Genomic DNA, 13,994 nt, shown 5'->3' with positions numbered 1-13,994 from the left:
ATGAAATTATTAGAGCTTAAAGGTATTTTTCATAACGAATTAGATGCCATTTATGGGACGCAAGAAGTGGGCAGTTTTTTCTATATGTGCACAGAACATTATTTAAACGTGCCAAGAATTCAACTCAGCTTAGAACCAGAATTTACCATTACCAAAGATGAAATGACGCTTTTTATAACGGCCTTAGAGCATTTAAAGCAACAGAAGCCTATACAGTACCTGCTAGGGGAAACCGAATTTTACGGCCTTAACTTCAAGGTGAATGAAAATGTATTAATTCCACGACCAGAAACTGAAGAGTTGGTAGATTTAATAATAAAGGCTCATGCTTCAGATGCTAAAAACCTAAAAATATTAGACATCGGAACAGGCTCGGGCTGTATCGCCATTTCATTAGCTAAAAATTTGCCCAATGCTCAAGTTTACGCTTTGGATGTAAGTTCAAACGCTTTAGCGGTGGCCAAACAAAACGCAGAACAGCATAAGGTAGAGATCACTTGGGTAGAAGCAAGTATTTTAGATGATGCTACCAACGCGGCTTGGGCCTCAGAAATCAGTTTTGATGTCATTGTGTCTAATCCGCCCTATGTAAGAGTTTTAGAGAAAGTAGAAATTCAGCCTAACGTCTTAGAAAATGAACCTCATTTAGCGTTGTTTGTAGAAGATGATAATCCTTTGGTGTTTTACAAAGCTATTACTAATTTCGCCCTTCAGAAATTAAAATCTAAAGGCGCGCTGTATTTTGAAATTAACCAATATCTAGGCGAAGAAACTAAAGCCTTATTAAAAGAAACTGAATTTGAAAATGTAGTTTTACTGAAAGATTTTAGTGGAAACGATAGAATGCTTAAAGGACTAAAAGTATAATATGAAAAGTATAGCTGTTTTTTGTGGAAGTAGTGATGGTAATGATCCCCAAATTATAAATGAAGCCGTTCAATTAGGTCAAACTATAGCTCAAAAAGGAATGGCCTTGGTGTATGGTGCTGCCAAAATTGGACTTATGGGAAAGGTGGCCGAAGGCGCTTTAAATGCAAAAGGTGACGTTATAGGTATTATTCCTAATTTCTTAAAAACAAAGGAGATTGTGCATACAGGCCTTTCAGAATTAATTATCACCGATAATATGCATGACCGTAAGGTTATTATGTACGACAAAAGTGATGGGTTTATCATTATTCCAGGAGGATTTGGGACTATGGATGAGTTTTTTGAAATTACCACCTGGGGACAATTAGGCTTGCATACAAAGCCAATAGGTATTTTAAATAGCAATGGCTATTATGATGCGCTTATTGCTCAAAGTAAAATGATGGTGGAGCGTGGCTTTCTAAAACAAGAAAATTTAGATGCGGTCGTTATCGATAGTACAATTGAAGGCCTATTAGAAAAAATGAATAATTACCAACCTTTACCTGCACCTCAGTGGTTAAATAAAGAAGGTCTTTAATCTGAAGCCATCCAAAGTTTAAAGCATGCAAAAATTAGCACTCTTATGTATAGTCCTGTGTTGTTTCTCCTTATATGGTGAAACAAACAAAGCGCCATTAAGGCTTGAGCAGGCGCGTATTGCTCAGTATTTTAATGTTGAGAAAAGGCAGCGTATTGCGAAGAGGGAAAATACTTTTGTATGTGCTGAAAATGGCTTGAATGTAAGAGACCAAAACAATCAAATAATTGGCAAGTTAGCTAATGCTGCTCAAGTTGAAATTTTAGGGTATACCGATGAGGTCTTTGAGGTTTACGATCAGGGGCAAGTTTTAACAGGGCGAAAAGCCATTATAAACTATTATTTAGAAACGACTAACTCTAGTCGTCATGTAGAAGCCTATATTTTTGAAGGGTATTTATGCAGCGCTAAAGTAGTGAAAATTTACGATTCAGAATTGTGTCAATATTATTTACTTACTGATGATTATAATGCACCAACAAAATGTCTAAAGGAGCTCTTAAAATTAGAATTGGTGGCAGATAACACTGTACCTAAGGCAGTTCTAAAACGGGGAACTGAATTTACAAACCCAGAGGCCTATAAGAAAGAAGCCGGAGTTTTAGAATTGCCAACAGCAAATGGCACCTTGCGTATTGAAGATATTAATGATGAAAATGCCGAAGATAGCCAGCAAATTTATCAGTACTTAGGAGACCTAGAGGTTTTAAATAGCTATGTGGTTTCAGGACAATATTGGGAGAGTGGTGATGTTAGCTTGTACGATAAAACAACAGGGGAAGAGGTGGCACTTTTTGAAGTTGCCCCACAAATTTCACCGGATCAGAAGCATATTATTTCCCTTAATTTTGAGCCTTATGAAGGCGGAGGAATTGTACAATGGGGAACTATTGAAAACGGAAAGTTAAGCGCAATGCACAATTTAAATTTTTTAAATTGGACCATTGCAGATCAACCAGATTGGGTTTGGTTGTCTAACAATTCGTTTTTAAGTAACGTAGTACACATTAATGCTTATTGGCAGAAAAATGGTGCTTACAATGAAAATTACCAACGCTTAAAGATTACGATTTTATAACACCTATGAATATACAAGATAAAATACATACGCTTCGCGAAGAGTTACGTCAGCATAACTACAATTATTATATTTTAGACGAAGCTACTATTAGCGATTACGATTTTGATATTAAATTAAAAGAACTTCAAGCATTAGAAGCGGCGCATCCTGAGTTTTTTGATGCCAATTCCCCTAGCCAAAGAGTGGGTGGTGCGGTGACTAAAAATTTTAAAACCATAGTACACGACTCAAGAATGTATTCTTTAGATAATTCGTATTCTAAAGAAGATTTACAGGATTGGGAAGCGCGTGTTAAAAAAATGGTAGATGGCGATGTAAGTTATACTTGCGAGCTAAAATATGATGGAGCTTCTATAAGTCTTACGTATGAGAAAGGTAAATTGCTACGTGCGGTAACACGTGGTGATGGTGTTCAAGGCGATGAGGTTACGAGTAATATAAAAACTATAAATACGGTGCCTTTACAGTTAACGGGCGATTTTCCGGAACGTTTTGATATTAGAGGAGAGATTGTATTACCAATTACAGGCTTCTTAAAGATGAATGAGGAACGTATAGAAAATGGTGAAGATCCTTATAAAAACCCTCGTAATACGGCCTCTGGAAGTTTAAAATTACAAGACAGTGCTGAAGTTGCAAAGCGTCCTTTAGAATGTTTACTATATAGTATTGTAGGCAATAACCTTAATATTGAATCGCAATTTGATGGTTTAGAAAAAGCGAGGTCATGGGGTTTTAAAGTGCCTCAAGAAGCCAAATTAGTCCATTCTATAGATGAGGTTTTAGATTATATTAATTATTGGGACACCCACCGATTTGATTTACCTTTTGAAATTGACGGGGTCGTGGTTAAAGTTAATAATCTTCACCAGCAAGATGAGTTAGGCTTTACCTCAAAAGCGCCACGTTGGGCTATGGCTTATAAGTTTAAAGCCGAACAAGTCTCAACCCGATTAAATAAAATAACCTATCAAGTGGGGCGTACAGGGGCTATTACGCCTGTAGCGAATTTAGAACCGGTACAATTGGCGGGAACGATTGTAAAACGTGCCTCATTACATAATGCCGATCAGATTGAAAAATTAGACATTCGTGAAGGCGATGAGGTATTTGTTGAAAAAGGCGGTGAAATTATACCAAAGATTATCGCAGTAGATCTTACAAAACGACCAGAAGATTCTGTGCCTACAGAATATATAAGCCATTGCCCGGAGTGTCATACAGAACTGATTCGTTTAGAAGGTGAAGCCAAGCATTACTGCCCTAATTACAATGGCTGTCCTACTCAAGTGGCAGGCCGTATTCAGCATTTTATCTCAAGGAAAGCTATGGATATTGATGGTTTAGGCGGTGAAACTGTAACACTATTGGTAAAAGAAGGTTTAATTTCTAATTACTCTGATTTATATGACCTAACCGTAGAGCAAGTGATTCCATTAGAGCGAATGGCTCAAAAAAGTGCGGTTAATTTAGTAAATGGTATTGAAGCGTCTAAACAAATTCCTTTTGAGCGTGTGCTATTCGCTTTAGGAATTCGTTATGTGGGCGAAACTGTGGCAAAGAAACTCGCTAAGCATTATAAGTCTGTAGAGGCTTTAATGCAGGCGTCGCTTACAGATTTAGTTACCGTAGATGAAATAGGGGAGCGTATTGCTCAAAGTGTCGTGGAGTTTTTTAATGCTGAAGAAAATAAAGCCATTATTGAGCGTTTAAAAAGTTTTGGTGTACAATTAGAAATTTCTGCAGATCAACTTGCCAACCAAACTGAGAAATTAAAAGGACAGACTTTTGTAGTTTCAGGAGTTTTTGAAACGATTTCTAGAAACGAATTAAAAAAACTTATTGAAGATAACGGCGGAAAAGTATCGTCGTCCATTTCATCAAAAACGAGTTTCTTAATTGCTGGAGATAAAATGGGGCCTAGTAAACGTGAAAAAGCAGAGCGTTTGAATATCAATATTTTAACGGAAATGTCTTTTTTGAATAAAATGAAGTAAATTCTTACATAAAAATAACATTTATTCGGTGAATTACATAGTTTTATCGTTTAAAAGTTAGATATTTGTTTATATTTGCTAACGTTAATAAGGGATAATTAATGTTAGTAAAGAGAATTTTAAAAATAGTATTACTGCTATTGGCGGTAACCTATGTTTTTTTTCAAACGATGTCGTTGGAGTTTGAGGGGGCTTTGACAAGTGCTGTCATCATGGTGCTATTGACCATTTTGTATGTGGGTTGGACCCCTAATGTTTCCAAATTATTTTTATCGTTTTTGGTGTTATACGCCTTAGCTGAGGTTATTAATGTCTCGGCTTGGTCAAAACCTGAGGTCGCGATAGAGAATATAGATTGTATTTATTTTAGTATCAATACACTATATCTTATCGCTTACACGTTACTTATTGTTGAGATAATTAGGCAACTCGATTTTAAAACAGTCTTTAAAGAACTCACAATACCTATCATCATTTTATTGGTTTTAGACGTGTTCAGTGTTACGCTTATTTCTAATACAACAGAAGGCTTTTTCAATTTTTATGAGTACGCTTTAGAGTATACATATAATGCTGTTGTGATGCTGTTGTTGTCCTTAGCCTTAATTAACTATATGTATCGCAACACTAATAAATCGATGCTCTTTTTAATAGGGTCTATCTTTATCGTGTTTTCAGAAATTATTCAGCTGAGCTATTATTATATTTTAAAAGATGATAATTTAGGCTTTATCTATTCGCTATTCTTTATGATTGCGCTGACCTTCTTTTACTTGCAATCTCAGCAAGAGTTTTCAGGTCCAATACAAGATTATACCGATGAAAATTACAGTATAGATTAAGTCATTGGGGTATTTCATTTTAAAAATCTCATGAGAACAAAGCCGTAAACACGATTAAAGCTATTCAGTCTCAGATTTAAACGATAATAGAAGCGCCATCAGATTTTACTTTTCTTCCAGGTTCAAAATAAAAATCAACGCGTCCTAAGTATAAACCAAAACAGCCCACTTGGTTAACTAAAACACTTTTGCCAACACTATTGGTTTCTACGGTTGGTTTAGGTAAAAAGGTATGCGTGTGGCCTCCTATAATAAGATCGATGTCTTTAGTCGCTTTTGCTAGAGAAATATCGCTAACTTTCTGTGGTGCATTCTTATATTCGTAACCGAGGTGCGATAGGCAAATGACCAAATCACAGCCTTCGTCTTCACGTAAAATACGAGACATATCCTGAGCTTTTTCAATAGGGTCAAGGTATACCGTTTCTTTATACATGTCTTTACCGACTAAGCCTTCTAACTCAACGCCTAATCCAAAAATTCCAATTTTAATACCGTCCTTAACAAGGATTTTATACGGTTTTACATGCGTGTCCATCACGGTGTTTGTAAAATCGTAATTGGCGGAAACAAATTCAAAATCAGCATGTGGAATTTGAGCGTACAACCCATCAATTCCATTGTCAAAATCATGATTACCAATGGTAGCAACATCATACTTTAACATACTCATGAGTTTAAATTCTAACTCACCCCCGTAATAGTTAAAATAAGGGGTTCCTTGAAAAATATCTCCGGCATCTAATAATAAGGTATTCGGATTTTCAGCTCTAATAGATTCTACTAAACTGGCACGCCTAGCAACACCACCTTTATTGGCGTTTCTACCATCTTCTGGACCAAAAGGGTCAATATGGCTATGGACATCGTTAGTATGTAGTATGGTTATTTTTTTTGTTTTGGTAGAACTAAAAGATTGTAAGCTGAGACCACCAACACTTGCTAATACAGTTGCTGCTGTTGATTTTTGTATAAATTGTCTTCTTTTCATGGGTCTTTTATTTACGGTATATTATAAGGATGACTTCGTAAAATAGGTTTAGATATAAATGAATGCGTTTTATAATTTAATAAAACGTTGGTCTCTTTTAGGATTAATGGTGTCGTATTTTTTAAAGTGGTCAATAAGAATGTTTCTTATTTTATAGTTTAAAACATAAAGACCTTCATTAGGATGGAAAAACGTCATGCCATCACCGCCATCATAAAGATAATCATTTGTAGCCACATAGTAGGTCTTGTTCTCATCAATAGGAGCGCCATGAATGGTAGCGGACTTTACTTTTCCGTTTTCATCTAAGGTTAACTGTAATTGTTTTGATATAGGATGCGCTCGTTTTCCGCGAGAAAGGTATTCCGTCATTTCCATAATTTGAGTGCCTTTTAAACCAGCGACAACAACAGAGTTTTCAAACGGCATAACACCATAGGCAGTTCGGGTTGTAATATTTCCTTTAGAAATTATAGATCGGATCCCACCATAATTTAATAACACAAAATCAAGATCTTTTTGAGTCTGTTTTTTAAATACGGGATTTCCTTCAGCATAAACAGCATCGGCCATAAAGTTTCCTATAGCCGTATTAAATTTACCATCGGTTTTAGAATAGGTTTCTGGCGCGTAAGAAATAACGCTATCCATGTCTTTATTAATATGAAGACGGTAAGGTTTTATAAAATCGTCAATGGCCTGATCGGTCTTTAAAGTGGCATCAATATCTAAGCGTTTGCCTTCAATTTTAGAAATTTCTGACGAGGCACAAGAGAAGATAAGCAGTAGTACACAGAGGTTTAAAAGATGTTTTATAGACATTAGAATAACTTATAAGAAGTTTGTAATAAAGTTGAAGTGCTTTTACTAAATTTGCACAAAGGCTAAAGGTAAATGATTTTAAAAGCATTTAAAGAAAAATCGAATCGAAAATATGTTAACAATTTATTGGCTGCACGTAAATCTAGAGTTAACCAAACTAAAATTAAAACGGTTGCTGTCCTTTTAAATGCTAACGAATTTCATGAATTTGAAGTCTTTAGAGTCTTTTTCAAATCTTTAGGTTTGGAGTCTCCGAAGCACAAAATTATAGCTTTTACTTTAGATGACAAATTAGAGCATAACGAATGGAATACTCATGTAAGTCCAAAAGACTTCGGTTGGAAAGGAAAAATTAATAATGCCGACTTAGAGACTTTTATTAAGGAGCCTTACGATTTGTTAATTAGCTTTTATAAAAATCCAGTGTTACAGCTCGATTTAATTACGGCAGCCTCCAAGGCCCAATTTAAAGTAGGCATTACAAGAACCGATGAGCGGTTATACGATTTAATTATAGATGTCGATTTAAAAGACATCAACATTTTTAAACAAGAATTAAAAAAGTACTTAAATATCTTAAATAAATTATAATGACTGAATTTATAGGAACAGGTGTGGCATTAATTACACCTTTTAACGCTGACTTAAGCATTGATTTTGATGCCTTAGAGCGTTTAGTAGAATATAATATAGAAAATGGAACGGACTATTTAGTAATAAGTGGGACCACAGGAGAGAGCGTAACAGTAACGCCAGAAGAGAAAAAAGAACTCATTGCATTTATATCTAAAGTTAATAAGGGGAGACTTCCTATAGTATTAGGAATAGGAGGGAACAACACCTTAACAGTACTTGAAGAAATTAGAACCACAGATTTTACAGGGATTGATGGAATCTTATCCGTAACACCGTATTATAGTAAGCCAACACAAGAGGGAATTTATCAGCATTTTAAAGCCATTGCTGAGGTATCTCCAAAACCAATCATCTTATATAATGTTCCAGGACGAACGGCATCTAACATGACTCCTGAAACCACTTTACGTTTGGCTAAGGATTTTGAGAATATCGTAGCTGTAAAAGAAGCCGGAAATAATGTTCACCAGTATTTAGAATTATTAAGATCTAAACCAAAAGGCTTTTTAGTGTTATCTGGAGATGACGATTTAGCATTAGGCGTAGCCTTAGCAGGTGGATCGGGTGTGATTTCGGTCATCGGACAAGCCTTACCAAAAGAGTTTTCTGAAATGATCCGTTTAGGAATTGCACGCAAAGCTAAAGAAGCGTACGATATTCATTTTAAATTAATGCCAATTACCGGATTAATCTTTTCTGAAAATAACCCTTCAGGAATTAAAGCTGTATTAAGTGCGCTAAATATTTCTAAGCCTGCAGTACGTTTACCGTTAGTAGAAGCAACAGATAACTTAAAAACTAAGATTGCTGCAGAACTTAAAGTTTTAGGTAAAAGTTAAACTTAGCATAAATTGATTTTTTGCGCTGAGGCAAGGTTTATTTTAGCGTATAATAAATTTTTTTTAAATCCGTTTATAATGTTTACTTTTGCACACTGTTTATTATTTATGAAGAGAGGAATATACATATTACTAGTCAGTATCTTATTTATTTCATGTAGTGATTTTCAAAAGACGTTAAAGTCCGATGATACCGCTGCAAAATATGAAATGGCTACTGATTTATACGAGGCTGAGAAGTGGAATAAATCTTACAGGTTGTTAGATCAAATTCTTCAACAATTTAGAGGAAAACCACAAGCAGAGAAGATTACTTTTATGCATGCGATGTGCTCGTATCAATTAGGGGACTACTATATTTCTAGTTTTCATTTTGATAAATTTACTGATGTGTATCCGCAAAGTGAAAAAGCTGAAGAAGCCGCTTTTTTAGCTGCGAAAGGGTATTATTACAACTCACCGGTATATTCTAAAGAGCAAAAAGAAACGGTTGAAGCGATTGAAAAGTTACAATTGTTCTTAAATCGTTATCCAAATTCTGAATACTTAGGTGAAGCCAATACTTTAGTAAAGGAGTTAGATTTTAAATTAGAGAAGAAAGCTTTTGAAATTGCAAAGCAATACAATACCATTGGTGAGTATAAAGCTTCTATTAAATCGTTTAATAACTTTTTATTAGAGTTTCCAGGGACATCCTTAAGAGGGGACGCCTTTTATTACCGCTTTAATTCTGCTTATAATTTAGCGGTATTAAGTGTGGAGCATTTAAAAGAAGAACGTCTAAAAGATGCTATAAATTACTACAATGCCCTTAAAAAAGGCTATCCTAATTCAACCTATTCGGAGATTGCGGATATGATGAATGCTGATTTACAAAAAGAATTAAATACGTTTACTACAAAAAGTTGAACATTATAATGATGGATTTAAAAAAGACAGATGCACCCGTAAGTACAATTACTTACAACCGAAATGAAATTGATGCTCCTACAGATAATATCTATGAAGCAATTTCTGTAATTGCTAGACGTGCCGAACAGATTAATACAGATATTAGACGTGAGTTAATAGACAAGCTTGAAGAGTTTGCAACTTACAATGATAGTCTTGAGGAAATTTTTGAAAACAAAGAGCAAATTGAAGTTTCTAAGTTTTACGAAAAATTACCTAAGCCACATGCTTTAGCAGTAAAAGAGTGGATTGATAACAAAATTTATCATAGAAACACTGAGGATCCTCAGCCATAATTTAATAACCTTAGATGTCTATTCTAAAGGATAAGAATATTTTATTGGGCATTACTGCTGGTATTGCCGCATATAAATCTGCGAACTTAGTCAGATTATTTATTAAAGCAGGCGCTAACGTTAAAGTCGTTATGACGCCTGCTTCTAAAGATTTTATAACACCGCTTACACTTTCTACCTTATCTAAAAATCCGGTGTGTTCTTCATTTGTTGCTGAAGATGAGCAAAATGAAGATAATCAAGTTTGGAACAACCATGTTGATTTAGGACTTTGGGCCGATCTTTTTATTATTGCGCCCGCAACGGCAAATACTATGGCTAAAATGGCTAATGGTGTATGCGATAACATTCTTTTAGCCACCTATCTTTCTGCTAAATGTCCGGTGTATTTTGCACCTGCTATGGACTTAGATATGTATCAGCATGCGTCTACAAAAGCGTCTTTTGCAAAACTTCAATCTTATGGTAATACCATGATTCCGGCAGGAACAGGTGAGCTTGCTAGTGGTTTAATTGGTGAAGGTCGTATGGCAGAGCCAGAAGCCATTATTGGTTTTATTGAAAAGGATATCTTAGATCAATTACCATTAAGAGGGCAACACGTTTTAGTTACAGCAGGGCCTACTTACGAAGCTATAGATCCTGTTCGGTTTATTGGAAATCATTCCAGTGGTAAAATGGGCTTTGAAATTGCCAAAGCCGCTGCCAATCTAGGCGCTGAGGTAACTCTAGTCAGTGGTCCTACCCACCAAACAATAGATCATTATTTAGTCACCTTGAAGCCTGTGGTTAGTGCTGAAGAGATGTATAACGAAGTGCATAAGCACTTTTCAACAGCTCATATTGCTATTCTTTCTGCTGCGGTTGCAGATTACAGACCTAAAGAAGTGGCCAGTCAGAAAATAAAAAAGCAATCAGCAACGTTTACTATAGGATTAGAGAAAACTAAAGACATTTTAAAATCATTAGGAGCGCTTAAAACCAGTCAGTTTTTAGTTGGTTTTGCTTTAGAAACGAATAACGAATTAGAGCATGCTAAAGGTAAACTAAAAGCTAAAAACTTAGACCTTATTGTCCTTAATTCGTTACAAGATAAAGGCGCTGGTTTTGGAGTGTCAACAAATAAAGTTACATTTATAACGTCAGCAAATGACATTATAGAACAGGAATTAAAATCTAAAGCCGATGTCGCTAAAGATTTAATGCAATTGATCTTAAAACAAACCCATGCGTAATCTTTTATTGATTTTTACTTTCTTCCTTACTTTAACAAGTGTTGCACAAGAACTCAACTGTACGGTGAACGTCATTGCGCAGCAAACCGGGAATGAAAACGATATTATTTTTAAAACCTTAGGGACACAACTTACAGAGTTTATTAATAATACCAAGTGGACCTCACAAACCTTTGGGCCCCAAGAGCGCATTAATTGCAGTATGGTTATAAATGTAAAAGAGCAAAATAATAATGCCTTTTCAGCCACGCTTCAGGTGTCTTCATCACGTCCTGTTTTTAATTCAACCTATAGCACTCCGGTGTATAATTATAACGATAGAACTTTTAATTTTGAATATGTAGAATTTCAGAATTTGGTGTTTAATGAAACACAGTTCGAGTCTAATCTCATCTCAGTATTATCATTCCATGTATATATGATTTTAGGAATGGATGCCGATACGTTTCAGCTTAATGGTGGCGACGACTATTTTACACAAGCACGGACCATTGCTAATTATTCACAACAACTCAGTGGTCAAGGTTGGAAGTTAGAAGACGGATTACAATCGCGATTTGCACTCATTAATAATTTAACCTCGCCAATGTATAAAGGCATTAGAGCGACGTTATATAAGTATCACATTCAAGGATTAGACATCATGAATGAAGATGCTAAAGAAGGAAAATCAGAAATTATTTTAGCCTTAAATGAGCTTCAAACCGTACATAGTGTAAGACCCAACTCTTACGTTATGCGTGTGTTTTTCGATGCTAAAGCCGATGAGATTGCCGATATTTTTTCGGGAGGACCTAGTGTTAATATTAGAGACACCGTAGATCTTTTGGCAAAAATTGCACCTATGCACTCACAGAAATGGAGAAGTATTAAGTACTAAATCGCCTGCTTATAGTTAAAAAACTCGAGTGGCTTGCTTGTTGTGTTTTAAGCCTACCGAGAGTGTAAGAACGCTTTTAATGGCGAGCAAAACACTTAAAAATTAGAGTTATTTTTTAATTTTATATTCTTAAATCTATAGACGCTTGTTAACATCACTTCACATAAAAAATTACGCCCTTATAGATGAACTTAAAGTTTCATTTCATAATGGTTTTACAATTATTACAGGAGAAACCGGTGCGGGTAAGTCCATATTATTAGGAGGTTTATCGCTTGTTTTAGGAAAACGTGCCGATTTAAGTCAGGTTAAAAATAGCAAAGAAAAATGTGTTATTGAGGCCGTTTTCGACATTGCCAATTATAATTTAACGGCATTATTTAAAACCTTAGATTTAGATTATGATGTACAAACCATCATTAGGCGAGAAATTTTACCTTCCGGAAAATCTAGAGCATTCATTAATGATACACCCGTAACGTTAGAAAATTTAGGGGCTTTAAGTGGTTCTCTTATAGATATCCACTCGCAACAGCAAACACAACAAGTTACGCAAGATGATTATCAATTTAAAGTCATCGATGCCTTAGCCGAAAACCAATTGAATATAGAGGCGTTTTCAAAACAATTAAAGCAATATAAAAGTTTAGAAAAGACGTTAGAGCAGTTAAAGCAGTCTAAAGCCGAATTGATTAAGGAATATGATTACAATCTCTTTTTAACAAAGGAATTAACCGAAATCAATTTAGAAACCGTTGATCTAGAGACCTTAGAAGCAGAATATGAAGCGCTCAATAATGTAGAAATTATTGGCGAAAAACTAGCAAGTGCTAAGGCCATTTTAAATGCTGAACAATTGGGGGTTTTAGATCAGATTAACGCTTCTAAACAAGAGTTAACTAAAATTGCTTCTTTTGGTGCAGCCTATGAAAACTTAAAAGAACGCATTGTAAGTATTGGTATAGAGCTCGATGATATTTTGGTTGAAATTGATGACCTAGAGGAAAAGCTTTCTACAGATCCTGAGGCCTTAGAGGGGATTAATACCAAACTTCAAATTATAAATAATTTGTTTCAAAAGCACGCCGTCTTAGATGTTAAAGCTTTAATTGAAATTCGAGATACCTTACAATTAAAATTAAACGATACAGAAAGTTTAGACGATGCCATTGCAGATAAAGAGCAAGAACTTGTTAAAGCCCAAGAAAAGCTTAAGCAAATGGCGCTTAAAATTCACAAGAATCGAAAAAAGGTCATTCCTGTATTCGTTTCAAAATTAGAAGCAATTCTTTCAGAATTAGGCATGCCAAATGCGAAATTTAAAGTAGAGTTAGAAGCTTTAACGCACTTTGTTAAAAACGGAAATGATAATTTACAGTTTCTGTTTATGGCCAATAAAGGGTCTAGTTTTAATGAGCTTAAAAAATCTGCTTCCGGAGGAGAGTTGTCGCGTATTATGTTAGCCATTAAATCTATTTTAGCAGATTACATACAGCTGCCTTCCATTATGTTTGATGAGATTGATACAGGAGTTTCTGGAGAAATTTCTAATAAAATGGGAGATATCATGAAACAAATGAGTCTAAAAATGCAAGTATTTAGTATTACCCATTTACCTCAAATTGCAGCAAAAGGAAGTGCGCACTTTAAAGTGTTTAAAACCGATATTGATGATGTTACGCATACCAACCTTAAAAAACTATCAGAAGAAGAGCGTATTGTAGAGATTGCTCAGATGCTAGGAGGTGTAGCCATTACAGATTCTGCCATGGCACATGCTAAACAATTATTAAATTAATAAACAACAGATCAAGTCTTAATCAACGCGTCTTAGGTTAACATTGCTTATAGGCTTTAAAATCAATATATAAGCGAGGGAAGGACTCTAGAGTGAATTTTAAAGTTTCCTTTCGTAGAATGGAGCTTAAACCGCTGTAAAGAGATCCGTTGTAATAACATTTATAGACATAGAGG

Annotated in this window: 14 protein-coding genes; 12 read left to right on the top strand and 2 right to left on the bottom strand. The window is 35.1% G+C overall.

The genetic code is table 11. From position 1 onward, the window contains the following. The 5 genes from prmC (at nucleotide 1) to DFQ08_RS13060 (ending at nucleotide 5,370) form a co-directional block, all read left to right on the top strand. Nucleotides 1-867 carry a peptide chain release factor N(5)-glutamine methyltransferase gene (gene prmC, locus DFQ08_RS13080; protein ID WP_114310520.1) on the top strand — a complete coding sequence of 289 codons (867 nt, stop codon included), beginning with the start codon at nucleotides 1-3 and terminating at the stop codon, nucleotides 865-867. Nucleotide 868: 1 nt separating this feature from the next. Next, nucleotides 869-1,450: an LOG family protein gene (locus DFQ08_RS13075; protein ID WP_114310463.1), complete on the top strand. Its 582-nt coding sequence runs from the start codon at nucleotides 869-871 to the stop codon at nucleotides 1,448-1,450. A gap of 25 nt (nucleotides 1,451-1,475) precedes the next feature. Further along, on the top strand, nucleotides 1,476-2,528 hold the full coding sequence (locus DFQ08_RS13070) for a hypothetical protein (RefSeq protein ID WP_114310462.1): 1,053 nt from the start codon (nucleotides 1,476-1,478) through the stop codon (nucleotides 2,526-2,528). Between the two features lie 5 nt (nucleotides 2,529-2,533). Then, nucleotides 2,534-4,528, top strand: coding sequence for an NAD-dependent DNA ligase LigA (gene ligA / locus DFQ08_RS13065; protein WP_114310461.1), 1,995 nt, complete (start codon nucleotides 2,534-2,536; stop codon nucleotides 4,526-4,528). A gap of 101 nt (nucleotides 4,529-4,629) precedes the next feature. Beyond that, nucleotides 4,630-5,370 (top strand): hypothetical protein, encoded by a 741-nt coding sequence (locus DFQ08_RS13060; RefSeq protein ID WP_114310460.1) that lies wholly within the window; start codon nucleotides 4,630-4,632, stop codon nucleotides 5,368-5,370. Nucleotides 5,371-5,446: 76 nt separating this feature from the next. Here DFQ08_RS13060 and DFQ08_RS13055 read toward each other — a convergent pair whose 3' ends face one another. After that, nucleotides 5,447-6,361, bottom strand: a complete 915-nt coding sequence (locus DFQ08_RS13055; protein WP_114310459.1) for a bifunctional metallophosphatase/5'-nucleotidase — start codon at nucleotides 6,359-6,361, stop codon at nucleotides 5,447-5,449. Nucleotides 6,362-6,430: 69 nt separating this feature from the next. Further along, nucleotides 6,431-7,183 (bottom strand): 5'-nucleotidase C-terminal domain-containing protein, encoded by a 753-nt coding sequence (locus DFQ08_RS13050; protein WP_114310458.1) that lies wholly within the window; start codon nucleotides 7,181-7,183, stop codon nucleotides 6,431-6,433. Between the two features lie 72 nt (nucleotides 7,184-7,255). On the opposite strand from DFQ08_RS13050, the gene DFQ08_RS13045 reads away from it, so the two are divergent. The 7 genes from DFQ08_RS13045 to recN all read left to right on the top strand — a co-directional run bounded on the left by DFQ08_RS13045 (nucleotide 7,256) and on the right by recN (nucleotide 13,818). Further along, complete coding sequence (locus DFQ08_RS13045) at nucleotides 7,256-7,774, top strand: DUF6913 domain-containing protein (protein ID WP_114310457.1); 519 nt, start codon at nucleotides 7,256-7,258, stop codon at nucleotides 7,772-7,774. Beyond that, entirely contained in the window at nucleotides 7,774-8,658 is an 885-nt protein-coding gene (gene dapA, locus DFQ08_RS13040; protein WP_114310456.1) for a 4-hydroxy-tetrahydrodipicolinate synthase, read from the top strand. The genes DFQ08_RS13045 and dapA overlap by 1 nt, the downstream gene beginning before the upstream one ends. A 108-nt stretch (nucleotides 8,659-8,766) precedes the next feature. Then, entirely contained in the window at nucleotides 8,767-9,567 is an 801-nt protein-coding gene (locus tag DFQ08_RS13035; RefSeq protein ID WP_181858411.1) for an outer membrane protein assembly factor BamD, read from the top strand. Between the two features lie 11 nt (nucleotides 9,568-9,578). Continuing rightward, nucleotides 9,579-9,905: a DNA-directed RNA polymerase subunit omega gene (locus tag DFQ08_RS13030; protein ID WP_181858412.1), complete on the top strand. Its 327-nt coding sequence runs from the start codon at nucleotides 9,579-9,581 to the stop codon at nucleotides 9,903-9,905. Between the two features lie 14 nt (nucleotides 9,906-9,919). Further along, complete coding sequence (coaBC, locus tag DFQ08_RS13025) at nucleotides 9,920-11,140, top strand: bifunctional phosphopantothenoylcysteine decarboxylase/phosphopantothenate--cysteine ligase CoaBC (RefSeq protein ID WP_114310453.1); 1,221 nt, start codon at nucleotides 9,920-9,922, stop codon at nucleotides 11,138-11,140. Continuing rightward, nucleotides 11,133-12,020 (top strand): type IX secretion system protein PorD, encoded by an 888-nt coding sequence (gene porD / locus DFQ08_RS13020; protein WP_114310452.1) that lies wholly within the window; start codon nucleotides 11,133-11,135, stop codon nucleotides 12,018-12,020. The genes coaBC and porD overlap by 8 nt, the downstream gene beginning before the upstream one ends. Before the next feature lie 145 nt (nucleotides 12,021-12,165). Next, a complete protein-coding gene (gene recN, locus DFQ08_RS13015) occupies nucleotides 12,166-13,818 on the top strand; it encodes a DNA repair protein RecN (RefSeq protein ID WP_114310451.1) in 1,653 nt (550 codons plus the stop codon). Nucleotides 13,819-13,994: the final 176 nt, after the last annotated feature.

The sequence above is a fragment of the Winogradskyella arenosi genome, from assembly GCF_003337305.1.
In the GTDB taxonomy this organism is placed as follows: domain Bacteria; phylum Bacteroidota; class Bacteroidia; order Flavobacteriales; family Flavobacteriaceae; genus Winogradskyella; species Winogradskyella arenosi.
The sequence above is the reverse complement of the archived record's forward strand: the minus strand, read 5'-3'. Positions and strand labels throughout refer to the sequence as shown.

Excerpts from the sequence above, each read along its gene's own strand:
- prmC (WP_114310520.1), top strand. The coding sequence starts at position 1 with ATGAAATTATTAGAGCTTAAAGGTATTTTTCATAACGAATTAGATGCC.
- DFQ08_RS13075 (WP_114310463.1), top strand. The coding sequence starts at position 869 with ATGAAAAGTATAGCTGTTTTTTGTGGAAGTAGTGATGGTAATGATCCC.
- DFQ08_RS13070 (WP_114310462.1), top strand. The coding sequence starts at position 1,476 with ATGCAAAAATTAGCACTCTTATGTATAGTCCTGTGTTGTTTCTCCTTA.
- ligA (WP_114310461.1), top strand. The coding sequence starts at position 2,534 with ATGAATATACAAGATAAAATACATACGCTTCGCGAAGAGTTACGTCAG.
- DFQ08_RS13060 (WP_114310460.1), top strand. The coding sequence starts at position 4,630 with ATGTTAGTAAAGAGAATTTTAAAAATAGTATTACTGCTATTGGCGGTA.
- DFQ08_RS13055 (WP_114310459.1), bottom strand. The coding sequence starts at position 6,361 with ATGAAAAGAAGACAATTTATACAAAAATCAACAGCAGCAACTGTATTA.
- DFQ08_RS13050 (WP_114310458.1), bottom strand. The coding sequence starts at position 7,183 with ATGTCTATAAAACATCTTTTAAACCTCTGTGTACTACTGCTTATCTTC.
- DFQ08_RS13045 (WP_114310457.1), top strand. The coding sequence starts at position 7,256 with ATGATTTTAAAAGCATTTAAAGAAAAATCGAATCGAAAATATGTTAAC.
- dapA (WP_114310456.1), top strand. The coding sequence starts at position 7,774 with ATGACTGAATTTATAGGAACAGGTGTGGCATTAATTACACCTTTTAAC.
- DFQ08_RS13035 (WP_181858411.1), top strand. The coding sequence starts at position 8,767 with ATGAAGAGAGGAATATACATATTACTAGTCAGTATCTTATTTATTTCA.
- DFQ08_RS13030 (WP_181858412.1), top strand. The coding sequence starts at position 9,579 with ATGGATTTAAAAAAGACAGATGCACCCGTAAGTACAATTACTTACAAC.
- coaBC (WP_114310453.1), top strand. The coding sequence starts at position 9,920 with ATGTCTATTCTAAAGGATAAGAATATTTTATTGGGCATTACTGCTGGT.
- porD (WP_114310452.1), top strand. The coding sequence starts at position 11,133 with ATGCGTAATCTTTTATTGATTTTTACTTTCTTCCTTACTTTAACAAGT.